The 20676-nt window shown below is 62.1% G+C and carries 18 protein-coding genes, 1 tRNA gene, 4 pseudogenes and 1 other annotated feature; of the genes and pseudogenes, 14 read left to right on the top strand and 9 right to left on the bottom strand.

Features of this window, described 5'->3' with window-relative positions; translation table 11 throughout:
* Positions 1–15: 15 nt before the first annotated feature.
* Positions 16–1473: a GuaB1 family IMP dehydrogenase-related protein gene (locus tag LJ362_RS07240; RefSeq protein WP_264801483.1), complete on the bottom strand. Its 1458-nt coding sequence runs from the start codon at positions 1471–1473 to the stop codon at positions 16–18.
* Positions 1474–1575: 102 nt separating this feature from the next.
* Here LJ362_RS07240 and LJ362_RS07235 point away from each other — a divergent pair, with 102 nt between their 5' ends.
* The 3 genes from LJ362_RS07235 to LJ362_RS17090 all read left to right on the top strand — a co-directional run bounded on the left by LJ362_RS07235 (position 1576) and on the right by LJ362_RS17090 (position 6180).
* Complete coding sequence (locus LJ362_RS07235; RefSeq protein WP_173153888.1) at positions 1576–5298, top strand: multifunctional oxoglutarate decarboxylase/oxoglutarate dehydrogenase thiamine pyrophosphate-binding subunit/dihydrolipoyllysine-residue succinyltransferase subunit; 3723 nt, start codon at positions 1576–1578, stop codon at positions 5296–5298.
* Positions 5295–5909 carry a GDSL-type esterase/lipase family protein gene (locus LJ362_RS07230; RefSeq protein ID WP_264801482.1) on the top strand — a complete coding sequence of 205 codons (615 nt, stop codon included), beginning with the start codon at positions 5295–5297 and terminating at the stop codon, positions 5907–5909. The genes LJ362_RS07235 and LJ362_RS07230 overlap by 4 nt, the downstream gene beginning before the upstream one ends.
* Positions 5910–6105: 196 nt before the next feature.
* On the top strand, positions 6106–6180 hold the full coding sequence (locus LJ362_RS17090; protein ID WP_098731028.1) for a 50S ribosomal protein bL37: 75 nt from the start codon (positions 6106–6108) through the stop codon (positions 6178–6180).
* Between the two features lie 97 nt (positions 6181–6277).
* Here the strand turns inward: LJ362_RS17090 and rsrA are convergent, their stop codons facing one another.
* Positions 6278–6535, bottom strand: coding sequence for a mycothiol system anti-sigma-R factor (rsrA, locus tag LJ362_RS07225; RefSeq protein WP_039210641.1), 258 nt, complete (start codon positions 6533–6535; stop codon positions 6278–6280).
* Entirely contained in the window at positions 6532–7188 is a 657-nt protein-coding gene (locus LJ362_RS07220; RefSeq protein ID WP_413774235.1) for a sigma-70 family RNA polymerase sigma factor, read from the bottom strand. Before LJ362_RS07220 ends, rsrA begins: the two co-directional genes overlap by 4 nt.
* A 144-nt stretch (positions 7189–7332) precedes the next feature.
* Between LJ362_RS07220 and LJ362_RS07215 the strand changes: the two genes are divergently transcribed.
* The 5 genes and pseudogenes from LJ362_RS07215 to LJ362_RS07195 all read left to right on the top strand — a co-directional run bounded on the left by LJ362_RS07215 (position 7333) and on the right by LJ362_RS07195 (position 12336).
* Positions 7333–7830, top strand: coding sequence for a DoxX family protein (locus LJ362_RS07215; RefSeq protein ID WP_173153879.1), 498 nt, complete (start codon positions 7333–7335; stop codon positions 7828–7830).
* Complete coding sequence (aroA, locus tag LJ362_RS07210) at positions 7823–9166, top strand: 3-phosphoshikimate 1-carboxyvinyltransferase (RefSeq protein ID WP_320109161.1); 1344 nt, start codon at positions 7823–7825, stop codon at positions 9164–9166. The genes LJ362_RS07215 and aroA overlap by 8 nt, the downstream gene beginning before the upstream one ends.
* A 1-nt stretch (position 9167) precedes the next feature.
* Positions 9168–10271 (top strand): ribosome small subunit-dependent GTPase A, encoded by a 1104-nt coding sequence (gene rsgA, locus LJ362_RS07205; protein WP_264801479.1) that lies wholly within the window; start codon positions 9168–9170, stop codon positions 10269–10271.
* 9 nt (positions 10272–10280) lie between these two features.
* A pseudogene (gene hisN / locus LJ362_RS07200) lies at positions 10281–11071 on the top strand (histidinol-phosphatase).
* Positions 11071–12336 (top strand): aminotransferase class I/II-fold pyridoxal phosphate-dependent enzyme, encoded by a 1266-nt coding sequence (locus tag LJ362_RS07195; RefSeq protein ID WP_264801478.1) that lies wholly within the window; start codon positions 11071–11073, stop codon positions 12334–12336. Before hisN ends, LJ362_RS07195 begins: the two are co-directional and overlap by 1 nt.
* Positions 12337–12554: 218 nt before the next feature.
* Here the strand turns inward: LJ362_RS07195 and LJ362_RS07190 are convergent, their stop codons facing one another.
* Positions 12555–13103 carry a YceI family protein gene (locus tag LJ362_RS07190; RefSeq protein ID WP_264801477.1) on the bottom strand — a complete coding sequence of 183 codons (549 nt, stop codon included), beginning with the start codon at positions 13101–13103 and terminating at the stop codon, positions 12555–12557.
* Positions 13104–13264: 161 nt separating this feature from the next.
* On the opposite strand from LJ362_RS07190, the gene LJ362_RS07185 reads away from it, so the two are divergent.
* Positions 13265–13338: transfer RNA gene (locus LJ362_RS07185), tRNA-Met, on the top strand.
* Here LJ362_RS07185 and LJ362_RS17085 read toward each other — a convergent pair.
* Positions 13298–13561: a helix-turn-helix domain-containing protein gene (locus tag LJ362_RS17085; RefSeq protein ID WP_413774246.1), complete on the bottom strand. Its 264-nt coding sequence runs from the start codon at positions 13559–13561 to the stop codon at positions 13298–13300. The two genes, LJ362_RS07185 and LJ362_RS17085, sit on opposite strands and share 41 nt — an antisense overlap.
* A 174-nt stretch (positions 13562–13735) precedes the next feature.
* On the opposite strand from LJ362_RS17085, the gene LJ362_RS07180 reads away from it, so the two are divergent.
* The gene (locus tag LJ362_RS07180; RefSeq protein WP_264801476.1) at positions 13736–13993 is read left to right on the top strand and encodes a helix-turn-helix domain-containing protein; all 258 of its coding nucleotides are present in this window, start codon (positions 13736–13738) and stop codon (positions 13991–13993) included.
* Positions 13993–14640, top strand: a complete 648-nt coding sequence (locus tag LJ362_RS07175) for a hypothetical protein (protein ID WP_264801475.1) — start codon at positions 13993–13995, stop codon at positions 14638–14640. Before LJ362_RS07180 ends, LJ362_RS07175 begins: the two co-directional genes overlap by 1 nt.
* Here the strand turns inward: LJ362_RS07175 and LJ362_RS07170 are convergent.
* A protein-coding gene (locus tag LJ362_RS07170; protein ID WP_413774234.1) for an IS3 family transposase occupies positions 14635–15887 on the bottom strand; the annotation gives its coding sequence in 2 pieces (ribosomal slippage) (positions 14635–15596 and positions 15596–15887; 1254 coding nt in all). The two genes, LJ362_RS07175 and LJ362_RS07170, sit on opposite strands and share 6 nt — an antisense overlap.
* Positions 15472–15603, bottom strand: a sequence feature (AL1L pseudoknot). (Overlaps the previous gene by 132 nt.)
* Before the next feature lie 4 nt (positions 15888–15891).
* Between LJ362_RS07170 and LJ362_RS07165 the strand changes: the two are divergent.
* Positions 15892–16907: pseudogene (locus tag LJ362_RS07165) on the top strand (IS3 family transposase); the annotation flags it as partial.
* Between the two features lie 34 nt (positions 16908–16941).
* Here the strand turns inward: LJ362_RS07165 and LJ362_RS07160 are convergent.
* Together LJ362_RS07160 and LJ362_RS07155 are read right to left on the bottom strand one after the other, a co-directional pair.
* Positions 16942–17187: pseudogene (locus LJ362_RS07160) on the bottom strand (ISL3 family transposase); the annotation flags it as partial.
* Positions 17188–17321: 134 nt separating this feature from the next.
* Positions 17322–17546 carry a hypothetical protein gene (locus LJ362_RS07155; RefSeq protein WP_039206684.1) on the bottom strand — a complete coding sequence of 75 codons (225 nt, stop codon included), beginning with the start codon at positions 17544–17546 and terminating at the stop codon, positions 17322–17324.
* Positions 17547–17711: 165 nt separating this feature from the next.
* Here LJ362_RS07155 and LJ362_RS07150 point away from each other — a divergent pair, with 165 nt between their 5' ends.
* Positions 17712–18521 carry a M50 family metallopeptidase gene (locus LJ362_RS07150; protein WP_264801473.1) on the top strand — a complete coding sequence of 270 codons (810 nt, stop codon included), beginning with the start codon at positions 17712–17714 and terminating at the stop codon, positions 18519–18521.
* Positions 18522–19091: 570 nt separating this feature from the next.
* Here LJ362_RS07150 and LJ362_RS07145 read toward each other — a convergent pair.
* The gene (locus tag LJ362_RS07145; protein ID WP_264801471.1) at positions 19092–19832 is read right to left on the bottom strand and encodes a hypothetical protein; all 741 of its coding nucleotides are present in this window, start codon (positions 19830–19832) and stop codon (positions 19092–19094) included.
* A 540-nt stretch (positions 19833–20372) separates the two neighbouring features.
* Here LJ362_RS07145 and LJ362_RS07140 point away from each other — a divergent pair.
* Positions 20373–20561, top strand: a pseudogene (locus LJ362_RS07140) (ISL3 family transposase); the annotation flags it as partial.
* Positions 20562–20676 lie beyond the last annotated feature (115 nt).

Below are 20676 nucleotides of genomic sequence, written 5' to 3'. Positions count from 1 at the left end.
GTGCATGAGGAGATCTTACCAACTTCCCGACAGCGGTCGGCCCTCTTCGTAGCCGGCGGCGCTCTGGACACCGACCGCGGCCAGACGCGCGAATTCTCCGAGATCACCGGCCCCGGCATAGGTGCAGGAGCTGCGGACGCCCGAAGTGATGCCGTCGATCAGGTCCTCGACCCCAGGAGATTCAGGGTCGATGTACATGGTCGACGAAGAGATGCCCTCTTCGAACAGTCCCTTCCGAGCACGCGCAAAGGCCGATTCCGCTCTGGTCCGGTTGGCCACGGCCCGAGCCGAAGCCATGCCGAAGCTCTCCTTGTACTTCCGGCCCTCTCCGTCGACGAGCAGGTCGCCGGGCGACTCGTGGGTCCCGGCGAACCAGGATCCGACCATCACCTGAGAGGCCCCGGCGGCCAGGGCCAGAGCGACATCGCGGGGGTAGCGGACTCCGCCGTCGGCCCACACGTAGGCACCCAGCTCGCGAGCCGCCTCGGCGCATTCGAGCACTGCGGAGAACTGTGGACGACCGACCGCGGTCATCATCCGGGTCGTGCACATGGCGCCCGGGCCGACTCCGACCTTGACGATGTCGGCGCCGGCAGCGACGAGGTCGCGGACTCCTTCGGCGGTGACGACGTTTCCGGCCACGATCGGCACCCCGAGCTCGGCATCGGCGATCGCCGACAGCGTGTCGAGCATCTTCACCTGATGACCATGGGCGGTGTCGACGACGAGGACGTCCGCACCGGCTTCGACCAGCGCAGCGGCACGTTCGACCGCGGCACCGTTGACGCCGATGGCCACGGCGATCTTCAGCCGTCCCCGATCGTCGACATTGGGGGTGTAGATGGACGATCGCAGCAGCGACTTCGGAGTCAGGCTGCCGAGCACCGTGTTCTCATCGTCGACGACGGCGGCGAACTCGGCTCGTGATTCCGTCATCGATTCGAAGAGGGACTCCAGCTGCGCGGCGTCCTCCCAGTAGACCTCGGAGGCGCGGATGACATGCGGTGAGGAGTTCAACAACTCCGCCACCGAGGTGAAGCGATCGACTCCGCGCAGATCCGCGGCATTGATGATGCCCTCGAGCCGTCCCGCGTCGTCGACGACGACGCCGAAGCCGTGCGGACGCTTGGCCAGCACGTGCAGGGCGTTGAGCACTGTGTCCTCGGGCGAGAAGCGCAGTGCGGATTCGAAGATCCGGTCGCGGCTCTTGACCCAGGCGATGGTCTCCTGCGCGGCGGTCAGCGGAATGTCCTGGGGCAGTACCGCCAGTCCGCCTCGACGGGCCATCGTCTCCGCCATCCGTCGACCGGACACTGCGGTCATATTCGCTGCCACGAGCGGCGTCGTCGACCTGGTCGGATCGGTCGTCGTGAGGTCGACGTCGAAGCGCGAAGTCAGCGCAGACGAATTCGGCACGAGGAAGACATCGGAGTAGGTGAGATCGGTGTTCGGGTCGTTTGAGATGAAACGCATAACACTATTGTCCATTAACTGCACATTCGATGGCACATCACGTTAGGCTTGGAGATGTCGTTAAGCAGCAAGTCTTGAATCAGGAAGTAGGCGATCAACGCCGTGTCCGTCAATACTCCGAACCCCACCGTTGAAGACTTCGGGTCGAATGAGTGGCTGGTCGAGGAATTGTATGAGCAGTACAAGTCAGATAAGAATTCGGTCGACCAGTCCTGGTGGCCCTTCTTCGACAAGTACGAGAAGAACGGCGGAGGCGCTCAGTCCGCTGCCGAGTCCGCTGCCGAGCAGGAGGCGAAGCCGGCCGCGAAGAAGTCGGATGCCAAGGCCCCTGCCTCAGCTTCATCCCCGGCGACCTCCCGTGAGACCTCTCGCGGCGTCTCCCCGTCCTCGGCTGAGTCCGAGACGCTGAAGGCCGAGACCAAGTCCGTGCCGAAGGTCACCGCGAAAGAAGCCGCACCGAAGCCCGCGCCGGAGGAGACGATCACTCCCCTGCGCGGCCCCGCGAAGCTCATCGCCAAGAACATGGATGAGTCGCTCGAAGTCCCGACCGCCACCTCGGTCCGGGCTCTGCCTGCCAAGGCGCTCATCGACAACCGGATCGTCATCAACTCGCACCTCAAGCGCACCCGTGGCGGGAAGGTCTCCTTCACCCACCTCATCGGCTTCGCCGTGATCCGCGCCCTGCAGAACTTCCCCTCGCAGAACGTCTCCTACGACGTCCGCGACGGCAAACCTGTGATGGTCTCCCCCGCCCACATCAACTTCGGCCTCGCCATCGACGTGCCCAAGAAGGACGGATCCCGCACCCTGCTGGTGCCCAACGTCAAGAAGGCCGAGACGCTGACCTTCCGCCAGTTCGTCGACGCCTACGACGGCCTCGTCGACAAGGCACGACAGGGCAAGCTCACCGCCGACGACTTCGCCGGCACCACCGTCTCGCTGACGAACCCCGGCGGAATCGGCACTGTCCACTCCGTTCCGCGTCTGACCAAGGGCCAGGGCTGCATCATCGGCGTCGGCGCGCTCGACTACCCCGCCGAGTTCCAGGGTGCCAGCCAGCAGACCATCAACTCTCTGGCCGTGTCCAAGGTGCTGACCATGACCTCGACCTACGATCACCGCGTGATCCAGGGAGCCGGTTCGGGTGAGTTCCTCAAGCTCGTCCACAGCTACCTGCTCGGCGAAGACGGCTTCTACGACGATGTCTTCGAGTCCCTGCGCCTGCCCTATGAACCGGTGCGCTGGGTTCCGGACGTCTCGGCCGAAGACCAGGACGACGTCAACAAGACTGCACGCGTCATCGAACTCATCGATGCCTACCGCACGCGCGGTCACCTCATGGCCAATATCGATCCTCTGGTCTATCGTCAGCGGTCCCACCCGGATCTCGATATCAATCAGCACGGTCTGACTCTGTGGGACCTCGAACGCGAGTTCCCCACTGGCGGGTTCGGATCGAAGCCGATGATGCCCTTCCGCAGCATCCTCGGACTGCTGCGTGAGAGCTACTGCCGGACCACCGGCTTCGAATACATGCACATCGCCGACCCGGTCCAGCGCCGCTGGTTCCAGTCGAAGATCGAGGTTCCGCATCAGGAGCTCACCCGTTCGGAGCAGGGACACATCCTCGGCCGTCTCAACGCCGCCGAGGCCTTCGAGACCTTCCTCCAGACGAAGTACATCGGACAGAAGCGCTTCAGCCTCGAAGGCGGAGAGTCCGCGATCGTCCTGCTCGACGAGATCCTCAACCAGTCCGCCGACACCGGCCTCGATGAGGTCGCGATCGGCATGGCCCACCGTGGCCGCCTCAACGTGCTGACGAACATCGCCGGCAAGTCCTATGCGCAGATCTTCCGTGAGTTCGACGGAACCATGTCCCCGGACAGCGTCCAGGGCTCCGGCGATGTGAAGTACCACCTGGGCACCAAGGGTTCGTTCACCTCTCCGGCAGGCAACACCACCGGCGTCTACGTCGCGGCCAACCCCAGCCACCTCGAGACCGTCGATCCGGTCCTCGAGGGCATCGTGCGCGCCAAGCAGGATCTCGTCGACCAGGGCGAGTCCGGTTTCACCGTGCTGCCGGTCCTCGTCCACGGCGATGCCGCATTCGCCGGACAGGGCGTGGTCACCGAAACGCTCAACCTCTCCGAGCTGCGGGGCTACCGCACCGGCGGAACGGTCCACGTCATCATCAACAACCAGGTCGGGTTCACCACTCCCCCCGCCTCGGCGCGGTCCTCGTTCTACTGCACGGACGTCGCCAAGTCGATCAACGCCCCGATCTTCCACGTCAACGGCGATGATCCCGAGGCCGTCGTCCGGGCGGCCCGCCTGGCTTTCGAATACCGCCAGGAATTCAACCGGGACGTCGTCATCGACCTCGTGTGCTACCGCCGCCGCGGCCACAACGAGGGCGACGATCCGTCGATGACCCAGCCGACGATGTACTCCCTCATCGAGAAGAAGGGCTCGGTGCGCAAGCTCTACACCGAATCCCTCGTCGGCAGGAAGTGCATCACCGACGAAGAGGCCGCCGAGGCGCTCAAGGACTACCAGTCCAAGCTGGAATCGGCCTTCGCCGAGACCAAGGAAGCCGAGACCGGTTCCTACGACGGAGAAGCGTTCAACGCTCCCTACGAGCCCAGCGACATCGAGACCTTCAACGATGCCGAGACGGCCATCAGTACCGAGACGCTGCAGCGCATCGGCGAGGCCTTCACCGAGATCCCCGAGGGCTTCACGGTTCACAAGAAGCTGCGGGCGCTGCTCGAGAAGCGCAAGGAGATGTCGCTGTCGGGCGGAATCGACTGGGGCTTCGCCGAGCTGCTGGCTTTCGGTTCGCTGCTCATGGACGGCGTGCCGGTGCGGCTGGCGGGCCAGGACTCCCGTCGCGGGACCTTCGTCCAGCGCCACTCGGTGCTCATCGACTCGGTCAACGGCAACGAATGGACGCCGCTGCAGAACCTCACCGAGGAGCAGGCTCGATTCTGGGTCTACGACTCCCTGCTCAGCGAGTACGCCGCCGTCGGCTTCGAATACGGCTACTCCGTCGAACGCAAGGACGCCCTCGTGGCGTGGGAGGCTCAGTTCGGTGACTTCGCACAGGGTGCGCAGACCGTCATCGACGAGTTCATCTCCTCCTCCGAGCAGAAGTGGCAGCAGAACTCCGGTGTCGTCATGCTCCTGCCCCACGGCTACGAGGGTCAGGGACCCGACCATTCCTCGGGCCGCATCGAGCGTTACCTCCAGCTGTGCGCGGAGAACAACATGACGGTGGCCCACCCGTCCTCGGGTGCCTCGTACTTCCACCTGCTGCGTCGCCACGCCTCGACGACGAACAAGCGTCCGCTCATCGTCTTCACCCCGAAGTCGATGCTGCGCCTCAAGGCTGCAGCGAACTCGCCGGAAGACTTCACCTCAGGCAAGTTCCAGGCCGTCATCGACGATACGGATGTCGATGCCTCGCAGGTCGAGCGCGTCGTCCTCGTCTCCGGCAAGCTCTACTGGGAGCTCAAAGCCAAGCGGGAGAAGGACAACGACACGAAGATGGCGCTCGTCCGCCTCGAGCAGCTCTACCCGCTCGACGAGGCGGCCATCACCGCCGTGCTCGACCGCTTCCCGGCCGATGCCGAGATCGTCTGGGCCCAGGAAGAGCCGGAGAACCAGGGTGCATGGCCGTTCATGGCACTGCACCTGCCCGAGCTCCTCGGCGGACGTGAGGTCAAGGTCATCTCTCGTGCCGCTTCTGCAGCCACCTCAACTGGGCTCAAGCACTTCCACGAAGCTCAGCAGAAGGAACTCGTCGACCGGATCTTCAGCCGGTGAGCAGCGACGTCACCACAACCATCGCCGTGGTCGGAGGCCCTTTGGTCGCCGGCCACGGCGATGGCCGTGGCCTCGGGTGGGTCGGTCGGGTGACGGCGAGGACTCTGCCGAGTCTGCCTGCACTCAAGGTGTATCCCCTGGCCGTGCCGACCGAGGATTCTGCCGGTCTTCAAGCCCGGACCATCGACGAGGCGTCCCTGCGGTTCACTCGGGAAGGGGACAATCGTCTGGTGTTGGCTCTGGGTTCCGGGGATCTCGATTCGGGGCGTTCGGTGGCCAGGGCCCGCCTCGATGTGGCCAACATCCTCGACGAGGCGTTGGCTCGGAAGGTCTCGACGTTCGTGCTGGGCCCACCGCCTGAACACGACGGTGATCGCAACCGTCGCATCGCCGAGCTCAATGCCAGCTTCTCCGATGTGGCGAAGCGGCGAGGCATCACCTATGTCGACACTTTTACGCCCCTCCTCGGCCATCCTGTATGGCAGCGCGAGGTCGCATCGTCGCGGGACCATCTGCCGGCGCAGGAAGGATACGGTCTGCTGGCCTGGTTGGTTCTCCATCGCGGCTGGTTCAACTGGCTGGGAATCCAGGACGTCCTCGGCGACAGCTGAGCCGTCGGTGGGGTGCCCGACCGAAGATCTCTGCGATGCCCGACCGAAGATCTCTTCGATGCCCGGCCGACGAAGAGCTCAGCGGTCACAGTCGCATCATCTTGTCAGACCGATTCGGCAAGGTGGGTGACCTGGTCCGACTTTGCTCTGCTCGGGTGATCATGAGACAATTGAGCGTCTATCAAAGGAGGGCACAATGAGCAAGCGTGGCCGTAAGCGTCGCGATCGCCGCCGTAAGAAAGCAAACCACGGCAAGCGTCCAAACGCATGATTCGCTGATACGTTCGGTGAATGACGAAGGCGGGAAGAGATTCGAATCTCTTCCCGCCTTCGTTGTGACCCTGGACTCCCCTGTGTCTGGGCGCCTGTCAGGAGTTCTGTTCGAGCGCTATCCGCTGCCGGATCTTCTCTCGCAGTCCCATCGGGGCACGGTCGTGGCTGCACGAACGACGCACGAGCTCTTTGAGCAGCGCTTCGATCTCGTACTCGTCATGACACGACGGGCACTGTTCGAGGTGGATCGAGATCTCGCGGATCTCCGTCGTCGTCAGTTCTCCGTCCAGGTAGTGATAGATGCGCATCAGTGACTCGGTCCTGACGCTTTCGCAGCATCCTTCGTCGCTCATTTCGCACCTCCCTCAGGACTCACGAAACCGCGCTCGGCGGCGTAGTCGGCCAGCATCTCCCGCAGCTGTCGGCGACCGCGGTGAAGTCGAGACATCACAGTGCCGATCGGCGTCTCCATAATCTCGGCGATCTCCTTGTACGGCAGTCCTTCGACATCGGCATAGTAGACGACCATGCGGAAGTCTTCGGGCAGTGCCGAGAGCGCTTCCTTGACGTCGGAGTCGGGAAGGTGGTCGAGGACTTCGAGTTCTGCGGAACGACCGCCGGAGGACGAGTGGCTGTTCGCCTGTGCGATCTGCCAGTCCTCGATGTCTTCGCTGCCATGTTCCTGCGGCTGACGCTGCTTCTTACGGTAGTTGTTGATGAAGGTGTTCGTCAGGATCCGATACAACCAGGCTTTGAGGTTGGTTCCGGGCTTGTACTGGTGGAAGGCGGCATACGCCTTCGCATAGGCTTCCTGGACGAGGTCTTCGGCGTCGGCCGGATTTCGGGTCATACGCAGAGCAGCTGCGTAGAGCTGGTTGACATATTCCAGAGCATCCCGTTCGAAACGCGCCGACCTCTCGGCGTCGGTTTCGGGGGCTTCTTTGACTGATTCGGTCATCGCAGTCAATGGTACGCCCGTTCTCTCCAGGACGGCAGTGGCGCTCATAGACTTCTCCTTCTGCCTGTCGACTTCCCGACGGGTGCACCGTCGAATGGCTTCACCCCGTACAACATCGGATCGACCTCCCACTATTCCCACCTCAGCAGTTATGCTTGCCAGTGAGATGACCGCCACGTAGGAAGGACCACTGTGTCTCCCATTCGTCTTATCGCACGGCCCATGCTGGCCGCCGGCTACATACTCAACGGCGTCGAACGACTGCGCAAGCCGGAGGCAGCGGCCGCATCGGTGGGCCCGCTTCTCAATCAGGCTCGCAAGCAGGTCGACGTCCCCGTCGAAGCAGTGACTCTCGCCCGAGCCACCGGTGTTGCACAGGTCGCTGCCGGTTCGATGCTCGCCATCGGACGCTTCCCCCGCCTCAGCGCATCGATCCTCGTCGGCACCTACCTGCTCGACACCGTCGGTGAGCGTCTGTCTGCTGACAAGACGAAGTCGAAGGAGGAGAAGAAAGCCCGCAACGAACGCACTCTGCTGCGCACCTCGATGCTCGGCGGTGCCCTGCTCGCCGCCGTCGACACTGCTGGACGCCCCGGCCTGTGGTGGCGGACCCAGCACGCGGCCGAAGATCTGTGGTCGAGCGTGGAAGACACCTCGAAGCAGGCTCTGAGCGCACTCGGAGTTGACTGACATCTCCACGCGCACTCCCCCGGCGACCGGCGACTGGCAGCCGCCGGTCGCCGGTTCCGCCGTCTCTGCCACTGTGACCGTTCCCGGTTCCAAGTCCCTGACGAACCGCTATCTCATCCTTGCGGCTCTCGCCCGTTCCGGATCCGATCTAAAAGGATGGCTGCGCAGCCGCGACACCCTTCTCATGGTCGACGCCCTGCGTCGCCTCGGCGCCGTGATCGACGAAGACGGCGATGAGCTCCACATCGAGCCGATCCCTTTCCCAGTCGGACACGCGCCCACAGACGCAGCTGCGCAGGATTCCGCACCGATCACCATTGACTGTGGTCTCGCCGGAACCGTGATGCGTTTCATCCCCCCACTTGCCGCGCTCACAGGCCGTGAGGTCGTCCTCGACGGCGACGAACAGGCCCGGGTGCGGCCGATGTCGGTGACGATCGAGTCGCTGCGGGAGCTCGGTGCGTCGATCACCTCCGCCGCGAGCACATTGCCGATGACGATCCACGCCGACTCTCAGCTGCGCGGCGGCCACCTCAGCATCGACGCCAGCGCCTCCAGCCAATTCGTCTCTGGTCTGCTCCTCGCCGCTCCCGTCATGCCTTTGGGACTCGAACTCACCAACACTGCGGACTCGGTGCCCAGCCGAACGCATGTGGATATGACGATCGAAGTCCTCCGCGACGCGGGCGTCGACATCAGCGAGCCCGAACCCGAGCGCTGGATCGTCGAACCAGGACTTCCGCGCGGTCTCGACGTGCAGGTCGAACCCGACCTGTCCAATGCCGCAGCCTTCGCAGCGGCGGCCGTGGCGACCGCCGGATCCGTGACCATCGCCGACTGGCCCGTGCACACCACACAGGCAGGTGACGGTTTCCGCGAGATCGCCGAGGCTTTCGGGGCCACGGTGCGCCTCGATAGGGAAGGACTGCATGTGCAGGGCCCGGACCAGCTCAACCCGGTCGATCTCGACCTGTCGGCCGTCGGCGAACTCACCCCCGTGGTCTCGGCTCTCGCAGCTTTGGCCGAGGGAACGTCGCAGCTGCGCGGTATCGGGCATCTGCGCGGGCACGAGACCGACCGACTGGCGGCTCTGACCAGAGAGTACGGTGCCATCGGCGTCGACGTCGTCGAACATGCCGAGGCGCTGACGATCACCGGCACCACGCACCTTCGTCCGGCGCTGTGGCATACCTACCACGACCACCGCATGGTCATGGCCGGTGCCGTCCTCGCCCTGCGCAATGACGGTATGGTCATCGAGAACGCCGGCACTGTGGCCAAGACCCTGCCTGCCTTCACTCAGCTGTGGGAAGCCATGCTCACCCCCGGAGCCTGATATGGCGAAGATCTTTCGCGATGAGGACTACCGCCCCCGGCCGAACCGACGCGGTTCCCGACCGCGGACGAAGAACCGCCCCGACCACAAGAACGCTGTTTCGGGTCTGGTCACTGCGGTGGATCGGGGCCGGTACCGGGTCATCCTCGCTGACGACGACGGGAACTTCCCGTCGAGCCCCCCGATTCGGAAGAAGGGGAAACGGTCACGTGGGGCCACCTCGGTGACGGCGGTGCGCGCCTCGCACCTGCGCAAACAGGCAATCGTTCCCGGCGACGTCGTCCGCCTCGTCGGCGACACATCCGGGACCGAGGGCACCCTGGCCAGGCTCGTTGAGATCAACGAGCGGCAGACCCTGCTGCGCCGCAGCGCCGATGACACCGACCCGACCGAGCGCGTCCTTGTCGCCAACGTCGACGTCATGGGCATCGTCACGGCCACCGTGGACCCGGATCCCTCGTTCGGTCTCATCGATCGCGCGCTCGTCGCAGCCTTCGACGCAGGGATCACTCCCCTGCTCATCGTCACGAAGACCGATCTGCGCCCGGCGACGGAGCTGAAGGAACGCTTCTCCGCGTCCGGGATCGACATCGTCGAATCCTCCATCGACCCCGACGCCGAGCCGACCGATTCGACAACCGCCGCAAACGATGCGGCCCGCGACGAGGCAGAACCCCACGCCGAGGTGGCCGAACGTCTCCGCGGACGCATCAGCGTCCTCGTCGGCCATTCCGGAGTGGGCAAATCCACGCTGACCAACGTTCTCGTTCCCGCCGCCGAGCGCGCGACGGGCCAGGTCAACGACGTGACCGGACGCGGGCGTCACACCTCGTCCTCGGCCGTGTGCCTGCCGTTGGAACGCGGCGGATGGCTCATCGACACCCCGGGAGTGCGCAGCTTCGGCCTGGCCCATGTGGACCGGGAGACCCTGCTCTCCGCCTTCCCCGAACTCGTCGAGGCCACGGCCGACTGCCCCCGCGGATGCACTCACCTCGCGGACTCTCCCGGATGCCGACTCGATGAATGGGTGGCCGCCGGCAAGGCCGGACCGGGAGGAGTCTCACGGCTGGAGTCTCTGCGCCGGCTGCTGCCCTCGACTGGATAGGCTGGAGGCATGAACGACCTCGACCTGGCGATCGAACTCGCCGATCTCGCCGATGCCATCAGCCACCCGCACTTCCGGGCACAGGACTTCGCCGTCGAAACCAAACCCGATCTCACTCCGGTCACCGAATGCGACCGTGCGGTGGAGAAGACGATCATGGATCGCCTCACAGAGGTTCGACCCGATGACAGCGTGCTCGGTGAGGAATTCGGTGCACACGGGCAGTCATCGCGACGGTGGATCATCGATCCCATCGACGGAACGAAGAACTTTGTGCGCGGGGTGCCGGTGTGGGCGACGCTGATCTCCCTCTACGACGGTGATCAGCCGCTGCTGGGAGTCGTCTCCGCTCCCGCGCTCGGTCGCCGATGGTGGGCGGAGACGGGCCAGGGCGCCTACGCGACCGAGCTCGGTCCCCGGCCGAACGCATCGCTGTGTCATCCGTCGATTCACTCGCCGATGCGTCCCTGTCGTATTCGTCGCTGTCGGGCTGGAAGGAACTCGGCATCCTCGATGCGTTCCTCGATCTCTGCGATTCGCTGTGGCGCACTCGCGGATACGGCGACTTCTACTCCTATATGCTGCTCGCCGAGGGCGCTGTCGACCTCGCCTGCGAACCCGAGCTCGCGCTCTACGATATGGGAGCGCTCGTACCCATCGTCCTCGAAGCCGGAGGCACCTTCACGAACACGGCCGGTGTTCCGGGGCCGTTCGGCGGCAATGCGCTGGCCAGCAATTCTCGCCTCCATGAAGCCGCGCTCGATCGACTCGGTCGGGTCGCTCCCGCGGAGGTCTCCTGATGCCGGACATCATGGGAGCCCCGCTGTGGCATGAGATGGCCGAGGCCGCCGGTCTGACGAATCCGGATGGGTCGATCGGTGAGACGATCTACGGGCAGATGACGAAGTTCGCCGCCGAGGTCGGAGCCGTCAACCTGGGGCAGGGCGCTCCAGGCACGGAGCCCCCGGACGAGCTCATCGCCGCTACGGATGAGGCGATGCGGGCCGGATTCAATCAGTACGCCCCCGGTCAGGGATACCCGCAGCTGCTCGAGGCTGTGGCCGCTCAACGCGGACGCGATTTCGGCCAGCACGTCGATCCTGACGAGGTGCTCTACACTGCAGGCGCCACGGAGGGCCTCACCGCTGCGATCCTCGCACTGCTGCCGCGCGGCGGCTCCCTCGTCGCCTTCGAACCGTTCTACGACTCCTATCCGGCGGCGATCGCTGCCGCCGGCGGAACTCTGCACACGGTGCCGATCCTCCCCGATGGCCACGGTGACTTCGCCCCGGACTGGGAGGCTTTCGACCGAGTCATCGCCGAAGTCGATCCGGCGATCATCCTCGTCAACACTCCGCACAATCCCACCGGGTTCATCTTCTCTGCCGCTGATCTCGCCCGCATCGGACGAGCCGCTGAGGAGGTCGACGCCTGGGTGCTCTCCGATGAGGTCTACGAGCAGCTCGTCCTCACTGATCTGGGGCATGTCCCTCCCGCCGTTGCCATCGAGGATTCTGCACGCGTCGTCACGGTCTCCTCGGCGGGCAAATCATGGAATACGACGGGCTGGAAGATCGGCTGGGTCATCGCCCCTCCCGAGGTTCGCCAGGCCATTCAGACCGTCAAGCAGTTCCTGTCATTCACGGCCGGCGGTCCGATGCAGATCGGAATGGCCGATATGCTGGTCGGCGATTCTCAGTTCGTCGCCGAGAACCGAGCTTCGCTGCGGGCACGCGCCGAGGTTCTCGTCCCCGCCTGTCGCTCGGTGGCGGGCGCTGAAGTGTCCACTCCGCGCGCCGGCTATTTCACAGTGGTGGACTTCTCTGCGCTGACGGATCGCGATGCCTTCGAGCTCAACGAGCTGCTGGCCAGAGAATTCTCCTTGGTCGGAATTCCCGTACCGGCTCTGTGCAGGCCGGGCAGCCCGGCATACGAGGCCTATCGGTCCTCGATCCGATATTCGTTCTGCAAGTCCGTTGCCGATGTCGCCGAGGGCGCACAGCTGTTCAACGCACTCGGAGGCCATCTCCGGGAGCACCCGTACGCGCTGCGTCGGAGCAACTGAGTATCACTACTTTTCGTGGCCGAGGCAGATTGAGTTCCTGATCCGAGGGACGGCACGGGACGTGCCGCGCCGAGCGACATGAATCGCCGCGCCCAAAGACGCCAGAAGGGGCGAACCGCATAGGCGGTTCGCCCCTTCTGCATCGGGCAGCGACGCTGCCCGCTGAGTCTGGCTCCGTGTCGGCGCACGCGCCGATCAGCAGCCAAGCTCAGGGCACATCAGGCCTTGACGAGCTCGAGTTCGAGTTCGATCTTGATCTTGTCGGAGACGAGAAGCTCTCCTCCGCCGAGGACGGCTTCGAAGGACATTCCGAAGTCCTTGCGGTTGACCGTGGCGGTGGCCGAGAGGCCGGCGACCTGGTTGCCGTTCGGGTCGGTGGCAACACCTGCGAATTCGGTGGCGAAGGCGACTTCCTTGGTCACGCCGCGCATCGTCAGCTCACCGACGGTCTCGAACTCATCGGCGCCGTCGGCCTTGATCGCGGTCGACTTGAAGCTCAGCTTCGGGTGTTCCTCGGCGAGGAAGAAGTCACCGCTCTTGAGGTGACCGTCGCGCTGTTCGTTGCGGGTGTTGATCGAGTTCGCTGAGGCCTCGGCGGACACGGCGCTGTCTTCGAGGGTCTCACCGACGTTCACGCTGCCGGCGATCTCTTCGAAGTTGCCGCGGACCTTCGAGACGCCCGCGTGCCGAGCGGTGAAGGTGAACTCCGAGTGGATGGGGTCGATGTTCCAGGTTCCGGCGGTGAGTCCCTGAGGCAGAGCAGTCATGATTTCTCCTTTTGGTTGAAATTTGAAGTACAGGGATGACTATAGTTCAACTTTCAACCAGATGCAACCGCTGCAGATGAACGGCAAGTGACCATGTGGCGGAGGTCACCTGTATTCGGCTTGGCCGCCAGGTGACCCCTCGTGTAGAGTTAAGAACACGCCGCGGGGTGGAGCAGTTCGGTAGCTCGCCGGGCTCATAACCCGGAGGTCGGAGGTTCAAATCCTCCCCCCGCCACCGAAGTGGCAGAACCCTCAGTCAGTTCAACTGGCTGGGGGTTCTTCTCATTCACAATGCCCTCTCCCAGCAGCTGCGAAAGCGAAATGCCCATGTACCGGGCGATGGCAAGCAGCTCATCGATCCGGAACGGCATCTCGCCGCGAATCCGCTTCGACACATTCCTCTGGGCAAATCCGAGAATCTCGGCGATGTCCGCCTGTCGCAGGTTGTACCGCGTCATCCACGCGGCAACTTCGCGTCCGACTCTCTCGTTCTCAGTCAACTGAAGCTCTCCAATAGTCATGAGTCCAGCGTAGATCGAAAGCGGCACAATGTAAACGATATTGCGACACTCTGAGAACCTATAGATCTACATACCCTTGACCCGTAAAACCTATGTGTATACGGTGGCACCATGAGATATACAAGACAAGTGCGAGCTAACGTGCTCGCCGAGATGGGCCGAAGAGAACTCAACCAAGGTGACGTTGCTCAGATTCTGAATACAAGTCAGCGTTCAGTGTCGAAACGCATGACCGGCGATACAGACTGGCGGATCGGGGATCTGCTGCGGCTGGCGCAAGCGTGGGATATTCCGATTGCAACTTTGCTCGAAGGAACAGAGGACGACCCGTTCGCTCCTAATGGCGACCCGAAGCCGGTAGGTGCATGATGGCCCTCGCACTGGAATCAAAATTCTCTGAAGCCGAGGCACGCGAGCTTACAGACGAACTGCGAAGTGACTACGGATCGCTACAGGTCAAGATCTCCACCGCGTGGCAGGGACGAATTTGGCTGGCGCTCGGGTACGACTCCTGGCAGGACTACCTCGACAATGAGTTTAGAGATGTCAGCTTGCGTCCGCCGAAGGACCTTGAAGAACAAGTGATCTCCGAGCTTCGGGCAGCAGGAATGAGTACCCGAGGGATCGCATCAGCGGTCGATATTAGTCACCCTACGGTGTACCGCCGTCTGCGGGATGCAGGTGTTTCAAATGAAACACCTGAGGACGCGGCCCGCACAGGTGAGCCAAGTGATTCACCTGCCGTTCCTGCCCCGGTCATCGGTCTGGACGGCAAGTCTTACCAGCCTCAACGTCCCGCTCCCCCGGCTGACCGGACAGAGGACATCGTGGATGCCGAGGTCATTGAGTACGGAGAGTCGTGGCGCATGACCGGTCAGGAGCCGGAAACTGACCGGCTGGCATCAGACCTGGGAATCGAGCCGATCACGGTGACCATGACCGGCACGGACACGCCTCTGTCCGGGGCACACATTGTCCGGGTTTGGATCGCCCCCAGTTCAGTGGAGAGCTCATAACGGTACGCCAGCCACCTCTGACCGGCTGGCTTCAGTGTAGTAGTGTTCGTCGAGCTGCGCTGGAGCGAGGTCCTTGCAGTACGAATGTGGGCGGGTGTTGTTATACCAATGCACCCACTCCAAAGTCGCGAATTCCACAGCATCACGACCAGTCCACGGACCTTCGCGCCACACCACCTCTTTCTTAAATAGTTTGTTTAACGCTTCGGCTGCGGCATTATCATAAGAATCACCCGTCGAGCCGACCGAGGCTTCTATTCCAGATTCGCGTAGTCGCTCTGTGTAAGCAATGGAAACATATTGGCTTCCCTTGTCTGAATGGTGAATTAATTGGCCGGTATTCCTGGTTTTTCGTTTCCTTTCCCATAACGCGTGCTCGAGAGCATCCAGCGCCAAATCGGTCCGCAAAGTCGTATCGACTCGCCACCCAACAATCATGCGGGAAAACAAATCCATCACGAAAGCGACATAGACGAAACCACTCCACGTCGGCACATAGGTGATATCGGCGACCCAGCGAGTGTCAGGAGCATCGGCGGTGAAATCCCGCTGGACGAGGTCACTCGGGTACGAGGCGGTCTTGGACTGCCATGTCGTAGTCGTCGCCCGGGCGTTGCTCACCCCTGCCAGCCCCAGAGCGCGCATGCGTCGTTCGACGGTGCACCTGGCGATCGGCTCGTCGGGATAGAGCCGGCGGAGCATGACCCAGATTTTCCGTGCTCCAAACAATCCGCGATTATCGGAATGAACTTTCTGAATCCGTTCATCCCACACGGCATCAGAGCGTTCCCGCTCCGAGACCGGGCGGGACTTCCTGGCATAATATGAACTCGCAGCGATCTGCACCCCGGTACCGGAAAGGACACGACAGATCGGCTCGACTCCGAATTCGTCACGATTATCATCGATGAAATCATCGATATTCGTCAGCGGCGGTCGAGCTCCGCCTGGGCAAAATACGCACTCGCTTTCCGCAAAATCTCATTTGCCCGCCGCAGTTCTCGGATCTCCTTTTCCAACTCCGTGATGCGGTGCTTGTCATCGGTTGTCATTCCTGGCGTTTTGCCAGAATCCACATGGTTTTGCTTCACCCAATTGCGGAGGGTGTTTTTGTTGATTCCGATCTGTTCACCGACCAGTCGGCACGCGGTGCTCACGGCCAGGGCCGGATCGTTGGTCAGCTTCTCGTTGACCATGCGTACGGCACGGTCACGGACTTCTGCAGGGTACTTACTCGGTGCGGGCATGTTCCTATCCTCTCGGTTGAATCAAGCCCTCCACCACACCCGGGGCGATCCACTTGAACGAGAGAACAAAATTCTCCGCGAGGCTGCAGCGTATCTCTCGCAAGCGAATCTGAAACTTGGTGGCAACCACCCAAAATGATGTACCCGCTGGTCCGCGACCTTGCTTCCACCGGAGTACCGGTGGCGGTGACCTTTCGGGTGCTCGGCTTTACGAAGCAAGGGTTCTACAAGTGGTGCGCAAATCCGGTCTCGGCTCGGGACTGGGACGAAGCGCACGTGATCAATGCCGCCTACGACGTGCACATGGACGACCCGGAATTCGGGCACCGGTTCATCGCTGATGAACTCCGGGCGTCCGGGCACGAGGCGTCAGAACGTCGTGTGTGGCGATTGTGCTCGCAGCAGGAACTGTTCTCCCACACGATCAAACGAGCTCGGAAACACGGTAAGAAGCCTGGCCCGCCGGTGTGTGATGACCTCGTCGAACGCGACTTCTCATCCTCAGCAATCAACGAGTTGTGGTTGACCGACATCACCGAGCATCACACCAGTGAGGGCAAGCTGTACATGTGTGCGGTCAAGGATGTGTTCAGCAATAGGATCGTTGGCTATGCCATCGATGCGAGAATGAAATCCCGGCTGGCTGTGGAAGCGATTGACGATGCTGTAGCCCGCCGTGGCGGGGCTGGCGTCGTGGCCGGCTGCGTGGTCCACTCGGACCGCGGGTCGCAATTTCGTTCTCGGAAGTTCCAGCAGGCCTTACGGCATTATGGGCTCGTCGGATCGATGGGTCGGGTCGGTGCTGCCGGTGATAATGCGGCGATGGAATCGTTCTTCGCCGTGCTGCAGAAGAACGTCCTCGACCGGGGCCGTTGGGACACGCGAGCTAGGTTGCGGACAGCGATCGTGCACTGGGTCGAGCGGACCTATCACCGCAAGCGTCGGCAACGGCGTTTGGGTAAACTGACCCCGGTTGAATACGAGCTTGTTCATCACAAGGCCGTCGCCCTGGCGGCGTAAACCCCGGAGTCAACCAAACCTTCAGCAGTCCCTAGCGTCGAAGTCGGATGAGCAGGGTGGTGGGGCGGTGCCCGAAGGGTTCGTGAGCCAACTTCCGGGTCACGGTGTCCCGCGGCCTGCCGTGCCCGCCACATCGGTAACACCCGTTATCGTCGGTCGTTGGGGTGCATAGGAGAACTGTTTCTGAATCGGTGACGTGTTGGCCCGTGCAGTGCAGGCCGAGTGTGTCGAGGTGGCAGAACGTGGTGAGGTCAGGGGTGGAGAACGTAAGGTGGGGCACGTCGAGGTCTTTCGGATGGTTTGTGTAGGAACTTCCATCTTCGAAAGGCCTCGACCTGTTTCTGTGTAGCGACGCGCACCGGTTCTGCAGCCTCAACTGCGAAGAGCCCCTTTATTCCGAAGAGCCACTTGGAGTCAGGTATCGCGCAGGTAACCGGTATCGGGGTCGATCTCGGTGAGGAAGTCGCGGACTGACTCTCGATGCTCCTCGTCGGCGCGATCGGCGGCCGGGTGGCTGGCGCTCGAGAAGCCGTACCCGGAGTTGGGTCCGCTGACCCACTCGTAGTTGTAGATGCCTCTGCCACGACGCGTGACGATGAACGTCTCTCCGTCCACCATGATCTTCTGCTTCCCGCTCATTCCTCCATAGTTGCACGCGCATGGGCTCTGTCGAGTACCGGGTTCGGTACAGAGATGGTTCTCCCGCGCAGGGTCGTACCCCCAGGTCTGCTGCATGATCCGGTGACATCCGATCCTGCAGTCGCACTCCCGGCTACACCCTCAACTGCGAAGAGCCGTCAATGCGTGATCCCTGAGACGGAGGGTCGCAGCACCTGCACCGCGGAGGATCCACCCTCGCCGGCCAAGCAGGCGGGTCTGCTCGCCGGCGACGAGATCACCGCACTGAATGGTCAGGCCGTGTCGACCTGGGACGAGGTCCAGCAGGTGGTTCGGAGCAACGGCGATGATCGGCTGATCATCACCGTGGTCCGCGACGGCCAGGAGCGCATGCTCGCTGCGACCCGCACCACGACGATGCAGCGCGACCTCACGAGCGAGGGCGAGCTCACGACGGTCGGGTTCCTGGGTGTCGAGCCGGTCGGCCACACCGTGGTCACCCGCGGCGGTCCGATCTACACCTTGCAGCGGATGGGCGAGATGACCATGAGTGCAGCCGAGGGCATCGTGCAGCTGCCGGTGAAGGTCTGGAACGTGGCCGGGGCGATCGCCGGCGTCCAAGAACGGGACCCCGAGGGTCCGATGTCGGTGGTCGGTGGCTCGCGTCTTGCCGGCGAGATCACCTCCACGACGACCGCAGGCATCGACACCAGCAACAAGGTCGCGATGATGGGTCTGCTCGTGGGCGGGTTCAACCTCTTCATTGGCATCTTCAACCTCCTGCCGGTGATGCCGCTCGACGGCGGCCACATCGTCGGCGCGCTGTGGGAGGGGCTGCGCCGGCGTCTGGCGAGACTGCTGAGGCGTCCGGACCCCGGCTACGTCGATGTCGCACGCCAGCTGCCGCTGGCCTACGCGCTCGGGATCACGATGCTGGGTCTGGGGCTCGTGCTGATGATCGGCGATCAGGTGGTGCCGATCCCCAGCGGTCTGTGAGCAGGCGAACCCCACCTGCAGACGAGTCAGGCCGTGCCTCCAAGTCCGAAGCTCTCGAACACTGGAGACACGGCCTGACACTTCAACGGGGTCAACCGCGCCGTGCCCTTTTCTAACCCTCTCAATCGGAAGTGATAGGCCTTCGCCCGCGCACTGTGACAGTAAGAATTAACAGCACAATACCTACCACGGGCTCCAAGTAGATCAACACACTAGGGGCAGCTGGGACGGATCCGGCATCGGCTAATAAGAGTATCCAAAATACCGTGAACACGGGCGAGAGTATTAAAGGAACAGAAACACCGACTCCCCATTGCTTGACTACCGTACCCTCCAGTGGATCACCGAAAAGAAAGTTGATTAACACACTAACTGCCACGATTAAACCTAACCATGCAACCGCGGGGAATGCCGCAGCAGTGGGTAGCCCCTCACCCTGCAAGGCTGAAAGGTCAGTCGGCAGGCATGCCAGAAACGCAACCACTGTAGCCAATAATGTAGCGAGAGCTTGCGTACGCTGTATTTTCACAAATATCGCCCAGTATTCTTCTTACCAGTTACACGCTCGAGCTACGGCACGAGCATCTTTCTTTTTAAAGGCGTGAATAACGTCCTTCTTAATTTCCGTTTCTGCCAGTTTGGTTTACTCTTCCGGTACCCCTCCAAGTCGATTGTAAAAGCTCCATAGAGTCCGAGTACGTGGCAATCCCACTGCTGGCGCATCGTTGCCTTCTTCATTGAGCGAGGGTAGTGCTCAACAAGGTCTTTGTAGCCAAGCATCGCAACGTCCGTTACGCTTTTCAGGCGAAGAAGCCGGGCGGCAGCGGTGACTTTGACCTGTACGACCCAGCCACCCTTTTCCCACTTTTCCTTAGTCACCTTCTTAATCATCCCCCGCTTAAACACGGGGTCGGCGACAATTGGGAACTTCGGCGAACCTGCTCCTGCGTCAATGACCTGAATTAACCTATGCCCGTCAACCTTATAGGTGGTTGAGACAGGGTTCCCGTCGGCGTCCAACGCCCAGGCGTCCTCGAAGCCTCCAATGAACTCTCCGGATTCGGACAGAACCAGGGCAGCCTTTCCATCCGTCTCGATTGTAGATCCACGCGGAAGATCTATGTCGTAAACTATTTCCTTTGACCCCTCGAACGTATCTAGCACCGATCCGTACTGTACATCACCGTTAGATTTGAGAGAGCGTAGATGCACTACCCCGTCGGCTGCCTCTTGATAGGTTATTCCAGATGATTCGACCTCTTGGATTTCCCCTCCGTCTTCGACCTCAGGCGCAATTTCGACGTCTGCCATTCCTGTATCTATGGACGTTTGAAGATCGTCAGCTTTCGCGTTAATTTCCTGCGGTGCATTCGATGGGGTGACAGTCGAGGAGTGAAAACTAGTGTCTTCAGGACTGTTCGACTCGTTGGAAATCTGGACTGCGTTGGCTACCTTTTTTCAAGCAGTGAGAGTGAGTCGGCCGAGGCGGGAGTCTGCTGAACTAGCAGACTTGCCGTAAGTGCGGCGGCAAGAACTGCCAATGACTGGACTTTCGTCTTTGATGGCTTAGAAAGCAATGGGGAATCCTTGCGTATGAGAGAGGTTGTACGTTTCGCTGGCAGGTGAGCCTTTCTCATCTTTTCACGGAAAAGGCTATCGAAACTGATCGTGGTCAAATCGTTATCAACGATCCGCTAGGTCACCCCCTACTCATGGCCGCGAAGATAACAGGCTCTTCGCAAACGAGAGTGTAGGCCGGTGAATTTCAACCAGAGCGAGTCGCTACCCGGATAGACGTCGAGGTCTCCCGAAGATGGAAGTTCTCACACAAGCCATCCGAAAGACCTCGACGTGGACAACCCTATATTCTCGACGCCTGACCTCACGACATTCTGCCGACTCGACTCCCTCGACCTGACCTGTATCGGCCAACACATCACCGCCCGCAAATCGGTGCTGAAATGCCGACCGAACACCACCGATGAATGGTGCCGACGATGTGGCGGCCACGGCGATGTCCGCGACACTATCCTGCGTCGACATCTCTGGCGGAGAGGAAGTCGGCTCTCGTCAATCGGTCGATTGGTCTGACATCTATGCGCAGGCGTGCACAATCAATTTCGTAGCAGATGAGCGCGCGGGCCTCACTCCTGAG

Source organism: Brevibacterium sp. JSBI002, assembly GCF_026013965.1.
Lineage (GTDB): Bacteria > Actinomycetota > Actinomycetes > Actinomycetales > Brevibacteriaceae > Brevibacterium.
The sequence above is the reverse complement of the archived record's forward strand: the minus strand, read 5'-3'. Positions and strand labels throughout refer to the sequence as shown.

Coding starts and splice junctions, on each gene's coding strand:
- LJ362_RS07240 (WP_264801483.1), bottom strand. CDS start 1,473: ATGCGTTTCATCTCAAACGACCCGAACACCGATCTCACCTACTCCGAT.
- rsrA (WP_039210641.1), bottom strand. CDS start 6,535: ATGAGCGACGAAGGATGCTGCGAAAGCGTCAGGACCGAGTCACTGATG.
- LJ362_RS07220 (WP_413774235.1), bottom strand. CDS start 7,188: ATGAGCGCCACTGCCGTCCTGGAGAGAACGGGCGTACCATTGACTGCG.
- rsgA (WP_264801479.1), top strand. CDS start 9,168: ATGGCGAAGATCTTTCGCGATGAGGACTACCGCCCCCGGCCGAACCGA.
- LJ362_RS07195 (WP_264801478.1), top strand. CDS start 11,071: ATGCCGGACATCATGGGAGCCCCGCTGTGGCATGAGATGGCCGAGGCC.
- LJ362_RS07190 (WP_264801477.1), bottom strand. CDS start 13,103: ATGACTGCTCTGCCTCAGGGACTCACCGCCGGAACCTGGAACATCGAC.
- LJ362_RS17085 (WP_413774246.1), bottom strand. CDS start 13,561: ATGACGCGGTACAACCTGCGACAGGCGGACATCGCCGAGATTCTCGGA.
- LJ362_RS07180 (WP_264801476.1), top strand. CDS start 13,736: ATGAGATATACAAGACAAGTGCGAGCTAACGTGCTCGCCGAGATGGGC.
- LJ362_RS07175 (WP_264801475.1), top strand. CDS start 13,993: ATGGCCCTCGCACTGGAATCAAAATTCTCTGAAGCCGAGGCACGCGAG.
- LJ362_RS07155 (WP_039206684.1), bottom strand. CDS start 17,546: ATGAGCGGGAAGCAGAAGATCATGGTGGACGGAGAGACGTTCATCGTC.
- LJ362_RS07145 (WP_264801471.1), bottom strand. CDS start 19,832: ATGGCAGACGTCGAAATTGCGCCTGAGGTCGAAGACGGAGGGGAAATC.